This window comes from Streptomyces sp. NPDC006372 (genome assembly GCF_040612515.1).
GTDB lineage: Bacteria > Actinomycetota > Actinomycetes > Streptomycetales > Streptomycetaceae > Streptomyces.
Genome location: NZ_JBEXQJ010000001.1, coordinates 660,466 through 677,516, shown reverse-complemented (window position 1 = coordinate 677,516; position 17,051 = coordinate 660,466). Strand labels below are relative to the sequence as shown.

The 17,051-nt window shown below is 71.1% G+C and carries 15 protein-coding genes; 4 read left to right on the top strand and 11 right to left on the bottom strand.

Annotated features, from left to right (window positions below; translation table 11 throughout):
• Positions 1-151: 151 nt before the first annotated feature.
• From ABZ016_RS03025 to ABZ016_RS03015, 3 genes are all read left to right on the top strand, one after another.
• Positions 152-625 (top strand): NUDIX hydrolase, encoded by a 474-nt coding sequence (locus tag ABZ016_RS03025; RefSeq protein WP_356914764.1) that lies wholly within the window; start codon positions 152-154, stop codon positions 623-625.
• Between the two features lie 232 nt (positions 626-857).
• Positions 858-2,618, top strand: a complete 1,761-nt coding sequence (locus ABZ016_RS03020; RefSeq protein WP_356914763.1) for a TIGR03767 family metallophosphoesterase — start codon at positions 858-860, stop codon at positions 2,616-2,618.
• 101 nt (positions 2,619-2,719) lie between these two features.
• Entirely contained in the window at positions 2,720-3,859 is a 1,140-nt protein-coding gene (locus tag ABZ016_RS03015; RefSeq protein WP_356914762.1) for a serine hydrolase domain-containing protein, read from the top strand.
• Between the two features lie 92 nt (positions 3,860-3,951).
• Here ABZ016_RS03015 and ABZ016_RS03010 read toward each other — a convergent pair whose 3' ends face one another.
• Positions 3,952-4,992 (bottom strand): hypothetical protein, encoded by a 1,041-nt coding sequence (locus ABZ016_RS03010; RefSeq protein ID WP_356914761.1) that lies wholly within the window; start codon positions 4,990-4,992, stop codon positions 3,952-3,954.
• 226 nt (positions 4,993-5,218) lie between these two features.
• Positions 5,219-7,795 carry an aminopeptidase N gene (pepN, locus tag ABZ016_RS03005; protein WP_356914760.1) on the bottom strand — a complete coding sequence of 859 codons (2,577 nt, stop codon included), beginning with the start codon at positions 7,793-7,795 and terminating at the stop codon, positions 5,219-5,221.
• Positions 7,796-7,933: 138 nt separating this feature from the next.
• On the opposite strand from pepN, the gene ABZ016_RS03000 reads away from it, so the two are divergent.
• Entirely contained in the window at positions 7,934-8,572 is a 639-nt protein-coding gene (locus ABZ016_RS03000; protein ID WP_356914759.1) for a DsbA family protein, read from the top strand.
• A 3-nt stretch (positions 8,573-8,575) separates the two neighbouring features.
• Here ABZ016_RS03000 and ABZ016_RS02995 read toward each other — a convergent pair whose 3' ends face one another.
• From ABZ016_RS02995 to ABZ016_RS02955, 9 genes are read right to left on the bottom strand one after another with little or no spacing between them, the layout of a single operon-like run.
• Positions 8,576-8,797: a hypothetical protein gene (locus ABZ016_RS02995; protein ID WP_356914758.1), complete on the bottom strand. Its 222-nt coding sequence runs from the start codon at positions 8,795-8,797 to the stop codon at positions 8,576-8,578.
• Positions 8,798-8,806: 9 nt separating this feature from the next.
• Positions 8,807-9,838 carry a glycerophosphodiester phosphodiesterase family protein gene (locus ABZ016_RS02990; protein WP_356914757.1) on the bottom strand — a complete coding sequence of 344 codons (1,032 nt, stop codon included), beginning with the start codon at positions 9,836-9,838 and terminating at the stop codon, positions 8,807-8,809.
• 26 nt (positions 9,839-9,864) lie between these two features.
• Positions 9,865-11,289, bottom strand: a complete 1,425-nt coding sequence (locus ABZ016_RS02985; protein ID WP_356914756.1) for an FGGY-family carbohydrate kinase — start codon at positions 11,287-11,289, stop codon at positions 9,865-9,867.
• 19 nt (positions 11,290-11,308) lie between these two features.
• Positions 11,309-12,349 carry a 2-hydroxyacid dehydrogenase gene (locus tag ABZ016_RS02980; RefSeq protein ID WP_356914755.1) on the bottom strand — a complete coding sequence of 347 codons (1,041 nt, stop codon included), beginning with the start codon at positions 12,347-12,349 and terminating at the stop codon, positions 11,309-11,311.
• A complete protein-coding gene (locus tag ABZ016_RS02975; RefSeq protein ID WP_356914754.1) occupies positions 12,346-13,440 on the bottom strand; it encodes an ABC transporter ATP-binding protein in 1,095 nt (364 codons plus the stop codon). Before ABZ016_RS02975 ends, ABZ016_RS02980 begins: the two co-directional genes overlap by 4 nt.
• Positions 13,412-14,242, bottom strand: a complete 831-nt coding sequence (locus ABZ016_RS02970; protein WP_356914753.1) for a DeoR/GlpR family DNA-binding transcription regulator — start codon at positions 14,240-14,242, stop codon at positions 13,412-13,414. Before ABZ016_RS02970 ends, ABZ016_RS02975 begins: the two co-directional genes overlap by 29 nt.
• Positions 14,239-15,348, bottom strand: a complete 1,110-nt coding sequence (locus ABZ016_RS02965; protein WP_356914752.1) for an ABC transporter ATP-binding protein — start codon at positions 15,346-15,348, stop codon at positions 14,239-14,241. The genes ABZ016_RS02970 and ABZ016_RS02965 overlap by 4 nt, the downstream gene beginning before the upstream one ends.
• Positions 15,345-16,169 (bottom strand): carbohydrate ABC transporter permease, encoded by an 825-nt coding sequence (locus ABZ016_RS02960; protein WP_307175192.1) that lies wholly within the window; start codon positions 16,167-16,169, stop codon positions 15,345-15,347. Before ABZ016_RS02960 ends, ABZ016_RS02965 begins: the two co-directional genes overlap by 4 nt.
• Positions 16,166-17,050: a sugar ABC transporter permease gene (locus tag ABZ016_RS02955; RefSeq protein WP_356914751.1), complete on the bottom strand. Its 885-nt coding sequence runs from the start codon at positions 17,048-17,050 to the stop codon at positions 16,166-16,168. The genes ABZ016_RS02960 and ABZ016_RS02955 overlap by 4 nt, the downstream gene beginning before the upstream one ends.
• Between the last annotated feature and the right edge of the window lies 1 nt (position 17,051).

Here is a 17,051-nt window from a genome sequence, read left to right as displayed (position 1 = left end):
CGGTACGCGAGCCCGGACGATCGCACAGCTTTACGCAAGGTGAGGTTCTTTGGGGAGGGTTGACCGAACCGCAATGGATGTATGGGGAAAACCCCCGATGCGTTTTGCGGGCATCGGTCCAGAAGGCGGCGAAATCGGGTAACGTCCCGGAGTGAGACAGAAGTTGAGGGTGGCGGCCTACGCCATATGTGTCCGTGACGGACAGATCCTGCTCGCCCGCTCACCCGCCCCCGACGGCACCCCCGAGTGGGTCGTCCCCGGCGGCGGCATGGAACACGGCGAGGACCCCCACGACACCGTGCGCCGGGAGGTCGAGGAGGAGACCGGCTACCGCATCGAGGTCACCGGACTGCTCGGTGTGAACTCCTCCCGACACACCCTCCGCGACCGATTCGGACGCCCCGTGGACCACCACAGCGTCCGGCTCGTCTACGAGGGCCGCGTCATCGGCGGCGACCTCCGCAACGAGATCGGCGGCTCCACCGACCTCGCCGCCTGGCAGGACCTGGACGCGGTGCCCGGGCTCGTCCGTATCCGGCTGGTCGACATCGCCCTGTGCCTGTGGCGGGAACGGCCGGTCACCGGGCGGCTCGCCGATGCCGTGGCGGAGGCGGAAGCCGAATAGGTGCAGTACCCCGGAAGATGAACACCGCGTGACCGACTCCGGGACGTTCCAGGAGCGGCCGACGACGCGCAGGGTGGTCCAAGATCCACGTACGGCGATCGGCGCTGCGCGTTGCCGCGTCGTTTACGTACAGGTCATCCCCGGTGCCAACGATCCAGTAAGTGCGGGACGTTCGAACGCCGAACGCCCCGCCACCACTGCCGACGCGTTCGTACTCGGGGAGAGAAAGCGCATGTCGCGCACACGCTCAGTCGCCGGCTCCGGCCAGGGCATCCACCGTCGTTCCGTCCTCGCCGCCTCCGGAGCGGTCGCCCTCTCCGCGGGCGTCGGCTACGCCCTGCGGCCCAGCGACAGCCAGGCCGCCACGGCGACCGAGGAAGCCACCGAGGCCGTCGCCGCCTCCTCGCGCCAAGCGCCCGCCGCGCCCCTGGCCCCCTACACCAAGGGCACGACCGTGGCCTCGGTCGCCACCCCGCGCACCGGCTCCGGCTACCGGCGCCTGGGCGACGGACCCGGCTGGCAGCGGGTCGTCCGCTCCGACCTCGCCGCGCCCAGATCCGGCCGCACCGCACGCCGTACCGCCCTCGCCGCGTTCGTGCAGCTCACCGACCTCCACATCATCGACGCCCAGCATCCGCTGCGTCTGGAGTACCTCCGCTCGGCCGACATACACGCCTGGCGGCCGCACGAGGCACTGACCGTGCAGGGCGCCATCGCACTGGTGGAGCGGATCAACGCCCTCCGGGGCGCCCCCGTCACCGGATCCCCGCTGCACTTCGCCATGACCACCGGCGACAACACGGACAACAACGCCAAGTCCGAGCTGGAATGGTTCCTGAAGATCATGAGCGGCGGGCGGATCACCCCCAACACCGGGGACCCGCGCCAGTACGAAGGCGTCCAGAACAGCGGCCTCAAGCAGTACTGGCAGCCCGACGCCGCCGTCCGCGACACCGACAAGCAGGTCGGCTTCCCGCACCTCGACGGCTTCCTCAAGGCCGCCGTCCGCGAGGTCCGCAGCCCCGGCCTCAACCTGCCCTGGTACTCCACGGTCGGCAACCACGACTCCCTGCCGATGGGCTGCTACGCCTCGCACGGTGACTCCTACCTCACCGAACTCGCCGTCGGCGGCAAGAAGCTGATGAACGTCTCCGCCTCCGAGGCGCAACGGCTCCAGACCCTCATCAAGAACGCAGGCGACCCCAAGGGCGTCAGCTACCACGACTTCCTCAAGTCCCACGCCCGCGCCATGCGTTCGGTCACCCCCGACGAGAGCCGCGCCCCCTTCACCCCCGCCGAGTACCTCCGGGCGCACCTGAACCCGGCCTACCGGGGCGTCGGCCCGGCCGGCCACGGCTACTCCTCAGCGAACCTCGACGCCGGCACCCAGTACTACGCCTTCCGCGTCTCCGACGACGTCATCGGCATCAGCCTCGACACCACCGACGCGGGCGGCCACTACGAGGGCTCCATCGGCACGGCCCAGCTGAAGTGGCTCGAGCGGACCCTGCGGGACAACAAGGACTCCCACGCGGTGATCTTCAGCCATCACACCAGCAAGACGATGACGAACACCCGCCGCGACCCGTCCCGCCCCGGCGAGCGCCGCCACACCGGCCAGGAGGTCCTCGCCCTGCTCGGCGGCCACCGCAACGTCCTCGCCTGGGTGAACGGCCACATCCACAAGAACGTCATCACCCCGCACTCCATGTCGAGCGGCGGCTCCTTCTGGGAGATCTCCACGGCGTCCCACGTCGACTACCCCCAGCTCGCCCGGATCATCGAGCTGACCGACAACAAGGACGGCACGATCTCCCTGTTCACCACCCTCGTCGAGTCCTCCGCCCCGCACCGCACGGACTTCTCCGACCTCTCCCAGACCGGCCTCGCGGCCCTCTACCGCGAGCTGTCCCTCAACGCCCCCGGCGCCAACCCGAACCTCGGCGGCGACCCGGAGGACCGCAACACGGAGCTGGTGCTCAAGAAGGGCTGAAACCCGCTCAACCACCCTCGGTGGATCAACCCCGGCCGCGCGGCCGGGGTCCCTCTCCCCGACACAGCTCCATGGGACATGTGACAGGGGGAAACGGGGACATGAGGAGACACGTACGCACGGCCCTGACGGCTGCGACGGCGGTGGCACTCTCCGCGGCACTGGCGGTCCCGGCACTGGCGGCACCCTCCCGGGGCTCCGGCGGCCATGAGGCGACCCGGCAGGCGGTCCGGGCCGCCGTCGCCGACGGAGTGCCGGGCGTGGTGGCGCGGGTCCAGCGGGGGCACGAGGTGTGGGCTGCGACGGCCGGCGTCGGCAACCTGGAAACCGGCAAACCGCGCTCCACTCGCGACCACTACCGCGTCGCCAGCATCACCAAGACGTTCGTCGCCACGGTCGTCCTCCAACTGGAGGCGGAGGGACGGCTGTCGCTGGACGACACGGTGGAGAAGTGGCTGCCGGGCGTGGTCCACGGCAACGGCCACGACGGCAGCCGCATCACCCTCCGCCAGCTCCTCAACCACACCAGCGGCGTCTTCGACGTCACGGCGGACGACGAGGTCCGGCGCGCCTACTTCACGAAGGACGGCTTCTACCGGGTCCGCTACGACACGGTGACGCCCGAGCGGATCCTCGGCATCGCCATGTCCCACGAGCCGGACTTCGAGCCGGGCACCTCCTGGAACTACTCGAACACCAACTACGTCCTCGCCGGGATGGTGATCGAAAAGGTCACGGGCAACCCGTACGGCGACGAGATCCGGAGCCGCATCATCAAGCCCCTGCACCTGAAGGAGACCTCGGTCCCCGGAACACGGGCCACTCTGCCCCGCCCCAGCAGCCGCGCCTATTCCAAGCTCGCCCAGACCGCGACGGGCCCGACCTACGACGTGACCGAACTCAACCCGTCCATCGCCGGCGCCTCCGGCGAGATGATCTCCGACTCGGCGGACCTCAACCGCTTCTACAGCGCCCTGCTGCGGGGCCGGCTGCTCCCGCCCGAGCAGCTGAAGGAGATGAAGACCACCGTCCCGACGAAGGAGAACGAGGCCTACGGCCTGGGCCTCCGGTCCTACGAACTGAGCTGCGGCACGACCGTCTGGGGCCACGGCGGCGACATCCACGGCTCCCATACCAGAGCCCTCACCACCCCCGACGGCCGCCACACCCTCGCCGTCAACTTCAACGGCGACTGGACGAAGAAGAGCGACGCGATCGTCGAGGCGGAGTTCTGCAGCTAGTCACGCCACTGGAAGGACTGGCCCCGACAGTTGCTTCCTGGTCGGTGGGTGTTCCGATCGGCCGGACCTCCCGGTCGTGTTCCGGGACGGCACTAGCGGGGCAGGGCCACGACGTACGCGGCCGGGTCGCGGTCGGCCGATGCCATCAGTGCCGTGCGGATCACCGTCGCCTGCTGTTCCATGGAGTCGCGGAGCTTCCTCGGCGTGATGTGGACGACCGTGATGCCCAGCCGCTCCAGGTGCTCGCGCTTGCGGGTGTACTCGGACCAGACGGCGTCGTTGTCCTGGCGGGGTGCCCGCGTGTCCAGTTCCAGGGCCACCGCCTGCTCGGGCCAGTAGGCATCCAGGCCGCCGAGGTAGGGGCCGCCGGGCAGGCGCAGGTCCACGTTCCACAGCGGGTCGGGCAGGCCGTACTCCCGGACCATGCGGTAGAGGCGGTCCTCCGCACGGGCCCGGCCCTCGGCCAGCAGGGACTCCACCGCGTCCACCACGTGCGGGCGGCTCAGCAGCCGCGCCTGGTTCAGTTCCCGTACCACCGCGGCGGCCTCGCAGTGGGCGCCGCGCACCGCCTCCGTCATCAGCCGGCGCACGGTACCGGCGTCCTGGACTTCCGCCACCGCGTCGGCCAGCGCGCGGGCGACCGGCGCCACCGGCAGGCCCGTGACCTGCTCGGGGGCGGGCAGCGCGGTGCCCCGGACGACACGTGCGCAGCCCGCCGAGCGGAGCCGGCGCATGCGCGGGACCAGGACGTCGATCACCTCCAGGGACGGCAGCGGGGGAGTGGAGGAGAAGCCGTGCAGCGTCAGCGCGGCCAGACCCGTGATCATCGCGTCCGGGTGGGCGGGGGCGGGTGAGGTGCCCGCCCCGGGCTGGGTGGGAACCCCGGTGCCGCGCTCCCGCGCCGCGTACATCAGCACCGCGTGCAGCCGCTCCTCGCTCGTCGGGGGCCCGGGGTGGAGCAGGACGACGCCCGGGAGGAACTGCTGCCAGGGTCCGCCGGGGCGGCACTGCTCGTTCGTCTGGGCCGCCGAGACGCCGTGTGCGTGGAGCTGCGCGACCGTCATCACCCGGGGCCGGCCGTGGCCGGACAGGTCGTGCAGGGGGCGGGGGGAGAGCGGGGTGTTGTGGTTCATGCTCCGGGATTTCCCGCGCTCGATCCCCTCTTTAACCGCTGTTACACGCCCGTCGACAAATGCGGACAAGCGCGCACTAAAGGACGCATGTTCGGGTGCCGAAAACCCCTGGTCCGTTCGGTCGCGGGCCAGGGGTTACGGCTGTGATTGCCTGGATTCGGTAACGGTGACGGAACCTCAGATCTCTGGCCAGAGCTGCTGGTTCAGAGCCGCTGGTTCAGCGCTGTCACTCCGCAGCCGCGTCGCACGCCTGGCCCCGCAGGGCGCGCGCCAGATCGTCCCGGGCCTCCAGCACCAGGCGGCGCAGGGCCGGGGCGGCCTCGCGGTGGGACTCCAGCCACGCGTCCGTGGCGTCGAGCGTCGCCCGGGACTGCTGGAGCGACGGGAAGAGGCCCTGCACCACGTGCATCCCGATCTGGATCGACCGCTCGGACCAGACCCGCTCGATCGCCGCGAAGTACCTGTCCGCGTACGGGGCGAGCAACTCCCGCTGCGAGCCCTGGGTGAAGCCCGAGATGGTCGCCTCGACCATGGCGTTGGACAGCGCGTCCGACTCCACGACCTGTGCCCAGGCCTGGGCCTTGACCGCCTCCGACGGGCGTGCCGCCAGGCAGCGCACCTGGTGGCGCTTGCCCGAGGCCGTGTCGTCCCGGGCCAGCTCCTCGGCCAGCACCTTCTCGTCCACCGCCCCGTGCGCGGCCAGCGGCTCCAGGAACACCCAGCGCAGCTCCTGGTCCAGGTCGAGGCCCTTGACCGACGCCGTGCCCGCCAGCAGGTCCCGCAGCAGCTCGAAGTCGGCCTCGGCGGTGGCCGTCCGGGCGAAGAAGCGCGCCCAGGCCAGCTGGTGCTCGCTGCCCGGCTCTGCCGCGTACAGCTCGCGCCGCGCGCCCTCGGCGAGCAGCCGGCCGCCGGTCTCCCGCCACTCGTCCGCCGCGTAGTGGGTGAGGGCCGACTCGGCCCACGCGTGCAGCATCTGGAGCACGCCGATCCCGGACTCGCGGCCCGCGAAGCGCAGGACGAGGTCCACGAACTGCCGTGCGGGGAGCAGCGCGTCACGGGTCATGTTCCACAGCGCCGACCAGCACAGGGCGCGCGCGAGCGGGTCGGTGACCGACCCGAGGTGTTCGCGCAGCGTCGCCAGCGAGGTCTCGTCGAAGCGGATCTTGCAGTAGGTGAGGTCGTCGTCGTTGACCAGGACCAGGTCGGGGGCCTCGGCCCCGGCCAGGTCCGTGACGACCGTCCGCGCTCCGTCGACGTCGGTCTCGGCGCGCGCGTACCGCTCGACCGTCCCCGCGTCCGTCACCCGGTACAGGCCCACCGCCACCCGGTGCGGGCGCAGTTCGGGATGGGACTCGGCGGCTTCCTGCACGACCGCCAGTTCCTCGACGCGGCCGTCCGCGCCCAACAGCACCTGCGGCGTCAGCGAGTTCACCCCGGCCGTCTGGAGCCAGGAGCGGGCCCAGCCGCTCATGTCCCGGCCGCTGGTCTCCGCCAGCACCGACAGCAGGTCACCGAGGCGCGTGTTGCCGTACGCGTGCCGCTTGAAGTAGCGCCGGGCTCCCTCCAGGAACGCGTCCTCGCCGACGTAGGCCACCAGCTGCTTCAGCACCGACGCGCCCTTGGCGTACGTGATGCCGTCGAAGTTCAGCTTGGCGTCCTGGAGGTCGCGGATGTCGGCCGTGACCGGGTGCGTCGAGGGCAGCTGGTCGGCCCGGTAGGCCCACGCCTTACGGCGGTTGGCGAAGGTGACCCAGCCGTTCTCGAAGCGGGTGGCGCCGACCAGCGAGAACGCTCCCATGAAGTCGGCGAACGACTCCTTCAGCCACAGGTCGTCCCACCACTCCATGGTGACCAGGTCGCCGAACCACATGTGCGCCATCTCGTGCAGCACGACGTTGGCCCGGCCCTCGTAGGACGCCTGCGTCACCTTCCCGCGGAAGATGAACTCCTCCCGGAACGTCACCAGGCCCGGGTTCTCCATCGCGCCCAGGTTGTACTCGGGCACGAACGCCTGGTCGTACTTGCCGAAGGGGTACGGGTAGTCGAAGTGGTCGTGGAAGAAGTCCAGGCCCTGCTTGGTGACCAGGAAGACGTCCTCGGCGTCGAAGTGCGGCGCGAGACCCTTGCGGCACAGGGCGCCGAGCGGGATCTCCAGTGTCGTGCCGTCCGCGAAGGTGCGGGAGTAGGTGTCCGTCACGTAGTGGTACGGCCCGGCCACCACGCACGTGATGTACGTCGAGATCGGCTTGGTCTCGGCGAACCGCCACACCCCGTCGGCCCGCTCGCCGGCCCCGTTGCTCCACACCGTCCAGCCCTCCGGGGCCCGCACCTCGAAGCGGTACGGCGCCTTGAGGTCGGGCTGCTCGAAGTTCGCGAAGACCCGGCGGGAGTCGGCCGGCTCGTACTGGGTGTACAGGTACACCTCGCCGTCCTCGGGGTCGACGAAGCGGTGCAGGCCCTCGCCGGTGCGGGAGTAGGCGCACTGGGCGTCGACGACCAGTTCGTTGTCGGCGGCCAGGTCCTCCAGGGTGATCCGGGAGCCGTCGAAGACCTCTCCGGGGTCCAGATCACGGCCGTTGAGTGAGACGGACGTCACACTCGGCGCGATCAGGTCGGCGAAGCTGCTCGCTCCGGGCTCGTTGCAGCGGAACCGGACGGTCGTCACGGACCGGAACGTGCGGGGCCCGTCGGTGTCGTCCGCACCGACCGCGGACCGCAGGTCGAGGGACACCTCGTACCCGTCGACGCCGATCAGGGCGGCCCGCTCCCGGGCCTCGTCGCGGGACAGATTCTCACCGGGCACGGGCAGCACTCCTCGAACGTCGTCGGATACGGCTGAACAGCACCGATCCTGCCACGTGCCCCTGACGCGGGGGAGCCGGGAATGAGCGGAACGAGCGGCGGCGTTCCCCGGGGAAACGGTTTCCTCATGAGGAGAGACATGTCGGACAAGACTCCCGTCGACTTCTGGTTCGACCCGCTGTGCCCCTGGGCGTGGATGACCTCCCGTTGGGTGCTGGAGGTGGAGAAGGTCAGGGACATCGAGGTCCGCTGGCATGTCATGAGCCTCGCCGTCCTCAACGAGGACAAGCTCGACCAGCTGCCCGAGGAGTACCGGGACATGCTGGAGACCAAGGCGTGGGGCCCGGTCCGCGTCGTCATCGCCGCGCAGGAGGAGCACGGCGCCGAGGTGCTCGGTGACCTCTACACCGCGCTCGGCACCCGCATCCACAACCAGGGCGAGGGCCCGACGAAGGAGGCGGTCGCCGGAGCGCTGAAGGACGCCGGCCTGCCCGACTCCCTCCTCGCCCACTGGGACGACACCCCCTACGAGCCGCAGCTGCGCGCCTCCCACAAGGAGGGCATCGACAAGGTCGGCCAGGAGGTCGGCACCCCGGTCATCGCCGTCCCCGGCGCCGACGGCGAGCAGATCGCCTTCTTCGGCCCGGTCGTCACCCCGGCCCCGCAGGGCGAGGAGGCCGCCCGCCTCTGGGACGGCGCCCTCGCCGTGGCCTCGGTCCCCGGCTTCTACGAGATCAAGCGCACGCGCACGAAGGGCCCGGACTTCTCCAACCTGTAGGGGTCACTCGGCGGGGGCGGCTTCGGGGTTCTTCAGATCCTCCGGGAGCCGGCCCCCGCCGTTCTGATGGCTCCAGGGCTGGTACCACCGGCAGCCCGGAGCGGTGCAGCGCCACAGGTCCGTGCGGTCCGTCCCGAGCGCCTTCCTCTCCCCGGGCGTGAGCGGCGTGAACACCTGCGTGCCGCTGCCGCCACAGGTCGGGCAGTGCTTGTCCCTGAAGAACATCAGACCCTCCTAGTCCCTGGCCATCACCGCCAAGTCCGGGAAGTCGGTCACCACGGCGTCGACTCCCCATCGGTAGTACAGCGCGTACTCGGCGAACGCGTCCCCGAAATCGTTCGCTCCGCTCCCATGTCGGAATTCCGGGGGCAGGAACTGGTTCTCCGCGCGGAAGGTGTACGGGCCGATGCGCAGCCCCGCCGCATGCGCGTCCGCGACGAGGGAACTTCCGGCGACCGACGACTTGTCCGGGCCGATCCAGTCCGCGTACCCGGCGATCTCCGCCAGGCCCGCCGGCGTCATCATGTCCCGGTAGGTCGTCGAGGGCAGGTCGTACGGCCCGCCCGTGGTGCCCAGCGCCTGCCACAGCGGCACCCCCAGACCCACCATGCGCTTCAGGCTCGTCGGCTCGAAGGACTGCACCACGCACTCGCGCCGGCCGAGCCGGTTGCGGCGGATCGCGGCCGCGAGCTTCGGCTCCAGAGGCAGGCCGATCGAGCGGAAGTACGTAGGGTGCTTGGTCTCCGGGAAGACGGCGACCGTCCGGCCGTACGTCCGCGACAGCCGCCGTGCCAGGTCCACCACCTCCTGGAACGTCATGACCTCCCCGCGGCCGTCGAAGACGGTGTTGCGGTTGCGGACCGCGGGCAGCCGCTCCACCGCCCGCAGGGTCTTCAGCTCGGCCAGCGTGAAGTCCTCCGTGAACCAGCCGGTGACCGGCCGGCCGTCGACCGTCTTCGTCGTGCGGCGGTCCGCGAACTCCGGGTGGCGGGCCACGTCGGTCGTCTGCGAGATCTCGTTCTCGTGCCGGACCACCAGCACGTGGTCCTTCGTCGGCACCAGGTCGGGTTCGATCCAGTCGGCGCCCGTCTGCACGGCGTACGTGTACGAGGCCGCGGTGTGCTCCGGGCGCCAGCCGGCCGCGCCGCGGTGACCGATGACGATCGGCCCGCCCCTACGGGTTCCGGCCGCCGCCGGGGTGGCCGTGGCCGCCGCGGCGGTCCCCGCGGCCGCCCCGAGCAGGAGAGATCTCCGTCCGAGCTGCATATGACTCCCTTTCGCCGTGGGAAGGTTCAGGTACGGGTCCGGGCCCGCGCCTGCGTCAGCCGGGTCAGGTGCTCCGCGTAGCCCCGGGTGTAGAGGGCCGCCCGGCCCGGGTCCGGCTCGACGACCGCCGTCGGCCGCGTCCACTCCGCCGCGTCCAGGCCCACCCCGTACCGCTCGGCCGCCGCCAGGACCGCGCCCCGCGCGCCCACCTCGCCCTCGACGACCCGCAGCGGCCGGCCGAGCACGTCCGCCAGCAGCCGCATCCAGGCGGGGCTGCGGGTGCCGCCGCCGCACACGGCCAGCGCACCGGTCAGTCCGGCCGCCTCCAGGCAGTGCCGGGCGGCGTACCCGATGCCCTCGCAGGTGGCGCGGACCAGATCGCCCCGGGTCGACTCCAGGGAGACGCCCGTGAGTTCGGCGCGCAGCCGAGGCTCGACGAAGGGGGCGCGTTCCCCGGAGGGCGCGAAGTAGGGCAGCACACGGACGCCGTTCGCGCCCGGCGGGGTCTCGGCCAGCAGGGCGTCCACCTCGTCGTGCCGCACCCCCGTGGTGGACAGCACCCAGTCCAGTGCCGCCGTGCCGACCATCGCGGGCATGGCGCGCAGCCAGTGACCGGGCCGGTCCGTGGAGATGTACAGGCCGGCCGGTTCGCCCGTCAGGTCCAGCTCGGTGGTGGCGACCAGGCTGGCCAGGCAGGTGCCGACGATCAGCAGTCCGTCCCCCGGCGCCGTGACCCCGGCACCCAGGGCGCAGGCAGGCAGGTCGTACGGGCCGTTCGCGATCCGGGTGCCGGACGGCAGGCCCTCCCCCAGGGCCTCGGCGGTGGCGAGCGGGTCGCTGACCGGGGCGAGCAGACCGCGCCGGTGCGAGAGGCCCAGGAGTTCCACGACCCGGTTGTCGTACGTCCGGGTACGCGGATCGAGGAAGGGCATCGAGGCGTCCGACACGTCGGTCGTGGGGCCCGCGCCCGTCAGCCGCTGGAACACCATGTCCTTGCAGTACAGGGCGGCCTTCGCGGCGTCCAGGGCCTTCGGTTCGTTGCTGTCCAGCCAGGCCAGCAGCGGCCCCGGGCAGCCCGGGAACATCGCGCTCCCGGTCCGCCGGAACACCGTCTCGAACGTGCCGTCCGACAGCCACCGGTCCACCAGTTCGTGCGCCCGGCCGTCCATCCAGGAGGCCGCCGGCCGCACCGGCCGCCCCTCGCCGTCGACCAGCCACACCCCGTCGCCCTGCCCCGTGAGACCGGCGAGCTCGACGGGTTCCGGGACGTGCTCCGTGATCTCGCCGAGCACGGCGACGACCGCCCCGTACACCTCCTCCATGTCCTGCTCGACGACCCCGCCGTGCAGCGACAGGTCCACCGGCCGGGACGCCACGGCCAGTTGACGGCCCGTAGAGTCGAAGGCCGCCGCCTTGACCATGGACGTGCCCACATCGATACCGACGTACATGCGGCTCCCCTCCGGGTCCTCAGGTCAGACAGTGCGCGAGCGGCTCGCCGCGCACCCAGCGGCCCACCTCTTCGGCGGCGATACGGGCCGCCTTCTCCGCGACCGCGCGGGATGCGCCGCCCAGATGGGGGGTGAGCACCACGCGTTCGGAGAGCCCCAGCAGCCGGGAGCCGGCCGGCAACGGCTCCCGCTCGTACGTGTCGAGCGCCGCCGCCGACACCCGACCGCTCACCAGCGCGTCGCACAGGGCGTCCTCGTCCAGCAGCGGGCCCCGTGCCACGTTCACCACCACCGCGCCGGACGGCAGCAGCCCCAGCTCCCGGGCGCCGATCAGGCCCCGGGTCTCGGGGGTGAGCCGGGCGTGCAACGTGATCACCTGGCAGCGGCGCAGCAGTTCGTCCAGCGAGGTCACGCGCAGGCCGTGGATCTCGCCGTGCACGTACGGGTCGTACACCATCACCCGCGCGCCGAACGCGCACAGCACCCGGGCGACCCGGCTGCCGACGGCCCCGTACCCGACGAGCCCGACGGGCAGGTCCTCCAGCTCCAGGCCGCTCCGCTCGTACGTGTAGTACGTGGCCCCCTCCCAGCTGCCGTGCCGGGCCAGCGGGTCATGGGCCTGGGGGATGCGGCGCAGGGCCGACAGCATCAGGCCGACGGTGAACTCGGCGGTGGCGGCGGCGTTGCGGCCCGGCGCGAAGCACACCCGCACGTCATGGTTCTTGGCCGCGTCCAGGTTGACGTTCACCGGTCCGCCCCGGCACACCACGACCAGCCTCAGGTCCGGGCAGGCGGCGAGGACCCGTTCGGTGACCGGCCCCATCTGCGTGACCAGGACCTGCGCCCCGGCCAGCGCCTCGATCATCTCGTCCTCGGCGTCACTGGCCTCCTGCACCTCGGCGACCGGCCCGAACGGCTCCAGGGGCCAGCCGAGTTTCACCTCCCTGACATCGGCCCGCTCCACCTCGTGCGTCACCGCCCGGGTGATCAGCGACGGCAGCACGAAGTGGTCACCGGCGGCCACGACACGCACGGTCTCTGCGGAAGTATCGGAGGTCATCGCAGTGCGTCTCCCGTCTCGGCGTCGAAGACATGGGTGTGCCGTGGGTCGGCGGCGACCCGGACCCGCTCGTCGTGGGCGAGCCGCACCTCGGGGTCGGTGAGGACGACCAGGTGCCGTTCGACCCCGTCGAGGGCGAGGGTCGCCAGGCCCGACTCCAGCAGGGGTTCGTGGGCGACGACCCGGGCGGGCAGGCCGTCCTCGGCGGTGAGCCGGACGTCCTCCGGGCGGATCCCGACCACCACCTCCCGGCCCCGGTCCACCGGAACGGGCAGGGCGATCCGCACCGAGTCGGAGAGGCGGGCGTGAGCGTCGCCGGTGGCGATGCCGGGCAGCAGGGTGATGGCGGGTTCGCCGACGAAGTCCGCGACGAACACGTTGGCCGGGCTGTCGTAGATCTCGTAAGGGGTGCCGAGCTGCTGGATGACGCCGTCCTTCATCACGGCGATCCGGTCGGCGAGGGAGAGGGCCTCCTCCTGGTCGTGGGTGACCAGGATCGTGGTGTGGCCCAGGTCCTTCTGGATGCGCTTGAGTTCACGGCGGGTGGTGTCCCGCTGGGCCGCGTCCAGGTGGGACAGCGGCTCGTCGAGGAGCAGCACGTCCGGCTCGCGGATCAGGGCCCGGGCCAGGGACACGCGCTGCTTCTGGCCGCTGGAGAGTCCGGCCGGGCGGGCGTCGAGGAAGCCGGTCAGACCGACCCGTTCGGCGATGTCCTTGACCTTGCGGTCGACGTCGTCCCGGGAGCCTCGGGCGGCCTTCTTGCGCGCCTTGAGCCCGAACGCCAGGTTCTCCGCGACCGACAGCGGCGGATAGAGGGCGTAGTTCTCGAAGGCGACCCCGATGTTCCGCTGCTGAGCCGGCCGTTCCACGACCGACGTCCCGCCGACCAGGATGTCCCCGCCGGTCACCGACTCCAGCCCGGCGATCATCCGCAGTGTCGTCGACTTGCCGCACCCGGACGGCCCGAGCAGCCCGAGCAGCTCCCCGGACCGGAGCGTCAGGTCGATCCCGCGGACGGCGTCCACCGAGGGCCGCCCCCGCGACCGGTACGTCTTGCGCAGCTCACGTAGCTCCAGTCCCGTTCCCGTCATGGCCGCCCTTCGTGCCGCAAACCTCGTAACGGACCTTGTGCTCGTCCAGATCCCGCAGTTCCTCCGGCGACGCCCCGTCGTCCACCAGGAGCAGGTCGAAGCGGGACAGCGGGACGACCCGGTGCAGGGCGACCCGGCCGAGCTTGGTGTGGTCGATCAGCAGGACGTTCCGCGCGGCCGCGTCGAGCATCGCCCGCTTCACCGACACGATGTGCTGTTCCTGGTGGTAGGCGTAGCCCTTGTGCACCGCCGACGTCGACGCGAAGCACACGTCCACGCGCAACTGCTCGACCGCCTCCACGCACGACACCCCCAGGAAGGAGGAGTGCAGCGGGTCGTAGTCGCCGCCGAGCGCCATCAGGTGGATGCCCCGCTGGTCGGCGAGGAGGTTGATGGCCTCCAGGAAGTTGGTGACGACCGTCAGCGGGGTGACCTCGCCCGTGCGCAGCCGCCTGGCTATCTCCAGGGTGGACGTGGAGTCGTCCAGCAGGATCGCCATGCCGGGCTCCACCATCTTCAGCGCACGGTCGGCGACGGCGGCCTTCTCGGCCCGCATGGTCTTCAGCCGGTACTGCACGTTCGACTCGAAGACCCCCGACGGCTGGGCGGTCACCCCGCCCCGGGACTTCCGTACGATGCCCTGCCGTTCGAGCTCGTCGAGGTCCCGGTGGATGGTCATCAGGCTCACCCCGAACCGCTCGGCCAGCTCAGCCGCCGTCGCCGAACCGTCGGCCAGCACCTGCTCGGCCATGGCGGCCTGCCGTGCCGCGGGCCCCTGCTGTCCACCACTGCTGCTGCTCATCGCTCTGTCTCTATCCGTCGTCCCGGGCGCTCCGGCCGGTCGGCCTCGAACAGCAGCAGGTTCTCAGGCCGGACCACCAGCCGTACCGGATCGTCCGGACGAAGGCGTGCCGCGTCCGCCCGGGGAGCGACCAGCGACACCCGCTGATCCCCGGACCCGAGCCGGACGGTGACCTCGACGGACCGGCCGAGCACCTCGGTGACGTACACGGTGCCGGTCAGCTCGTGTCCCGTGCCGGTCAGCTCGTGTCCCGCGCCGTGCAGTGCGAGGTCTCGGGGGCGGAGGCCGACCAGGACGTCCGTGCCCGGGGCGGCCCGCCCCCGGACCGGCAGTTCGACCCCGCCGTCCGACCGCACCCCGCTCTCCGTCACCACCCCGGGCAGCAGGTTGATCCGGGGCCGCCCGAAGGCCCGCGCGACCTCGGTGTCGCAGGGCCGGTACCAGATCTCCTCCCGCGTGCCCGTCTGCACGATCCGCCCCCGGCGGACGACGCCGATCCGGTCGCCGAGCGCCAGCGCCTCGACCGAGTCGTGCGTGACGTACAGGGTGGTGGTGTGCTGCACGTCCCCGATCGCCTTCAGCTCGGCCCGCATTTGCTGGCGCAGCTTGGCGTCCAGGTGGGAGAGCGGCTCGTCGAGCAGGAAGGCCCGGGCCGGGCGCACCAGCACCCGCCCGAGCGCCACGCGCTGCCGCTGCCCGTTGGACAGCCGGCCCACGGGCCGGTCCAGCAGCCCGGAGATGCCCAGGAGTTCGGCGACCGCGCCGATCCGCTGCCGGGCCTCGGCGGCCGGGAGACGGTACCGGGGGGAGCGCAGGGGTGAGGCGAGGTTGTCGTAGGCCGAGCGGTGCGGATAGAGGGCGTAGCTCTCGAAGCACATCGCCACCCCCCGGTCGTACGGCTCCACGCCCCGCATGTCCTCGCCGCCGAGCAGGACCGTGCCCGAGTCGGGCTGTTCGAGCCCGGCGACGGTCTTGAGCGTCGTCGTCTTGCCCGCCCCCGACGGCCCGAGCAGGCAGAAGAACTCGCCTTCCCGCACCTCGAGTTCGAGGCCGTCGAGCGCGACGGTCTTCCCGTAGGTCTTCCGTATCCCGCTCAGCTTGATCATGACTTCACCGCCCCGAACGACAGGCCACGCACCAGGTACCGCTGGATCGTCAGCGCGAGCAGCAACGGCGGGACGACGGACACGAGCGCGGCGGCGGCCGTGAGGTTGTACTTGGGCCGGTCCCCGCCGAGGAAGGACAACGCGCCCACGGTCACCGTCTGGGCCTCGTTGGAGGTGAGGATCAGCGGGAAGACGAAGTTGTTCCAGGCGAAGATGAAGGCCAGCAGCGATACGGCCGCGATACCCGGCTTGACCAGCGGCAGCGCCACCTTGAAGAAGGCCTGTTTGCGGGTGTAGCCGTCGAGCAGGGCGGCCTGCTCCAGCTCGGGGGTGAGGTCGGCGAAGTAGGACCGCATGATCCACACGATCAGCGGCAGCGTCACCAGTTGCAGCACCCACACCATGCCGACGTACGTGTCGAACAGCCCGAGCTTCTGGTACAGCACGAACAGCGGGATGATCACGGTGAGTTCGGGCGCGAACCGGAACGACAGCAGCGTGAACATCAGGTTCTCCGAGCCCTTGAACCGCCAGCGCGCCGAGGCGTAAGCCGCCGGCAGCCCCACCACCAGGGACAGCGCGACCGCCCCGACCGACACCACCAGGCTGTTGACGAAGAACCGCACGAACGGGATGCCCTCGCTGTCGCCGAGGACCGTCCGGTAGCCGTCGAGGGTGGGGGAGAAGGAGAAGTAGGTGGAGAAGAGCTGGTCGGTCGGCTTCAGCGACAGGATCACCATCCAGGCGATCGGGAACAGCGCGAAGACGAAGTAGAGGACGAGGGCGGCGTCGGCCAGCCACCCCAGGACGCGTTTCCTCATGTGGTGACCTCCGCGGCCTTCCGCTGGATCTTCCCCAGGTGCTTCACCAGCACCATCGCGGCCAGGTACACCACGGCCCACAGCACGATCGTGTAGCTGATCCCGAAGGAGTACCGCTGGAAGCGGATGGCTTCGAGATACGCCCTGATCTGGAGCACCACCGTCGAGTCACCCGGCCCGCCCTCGGTCAGGGCGTAGATGATGTCGAACACCTTCAGCGAGTCCATGAACCGGAAGATCACCGCGACCAGCACGTACGGCCACAGCATCGGCAGGGTCAGCCGCCGGAAGGTGTACCACCACCCCGCGCCGTCCACGGCCGCTGCCTCGAACGGGGAGGTGGGCAGCGACCGCAGACCGGCGAGGGCGAGGATCGCCACGAACGGCGTGTAGACCCACACGTCCACGGCGATCGACGACAGCAGGGCGCCCGTCGGGGTGTCCGTCCACTGCACCCCGCCGAGACCGAAGGGCCTCAGCAGGTGGTTGACCACCCCGACCGACGGCTGGAGCATCAGCTTCCAGATGATCGCCGCGATCACCGGGGCGATCATCAGCGGCAGGATCAGGATCTTCTCCAGGACCCTGCCGACGAGCGTCGACCGGTGCAGCAGCAGGGCGACGGCCACGCCGAGCACGGTCTCGACGAGCGCCGCCCCGACCGCGTACAGCACGGTCACCCACGCCGAGTTCCAGAACGCCTCCTGCGTGAACACCGTCGTGTAGTTCTCGAACCGCACCATGTCCGGCTGCGGTTTGCTCGCCGAGAAGTCGAACAGCGTGTAGTACAGCCCGAGCCCGAACGGGTAGAGAATCCCGCAGGTCAGCAGCAGGGCGGGCACGATCAGGAGGTACGGGCGCAGGCTGAGCCGCCACCCCATC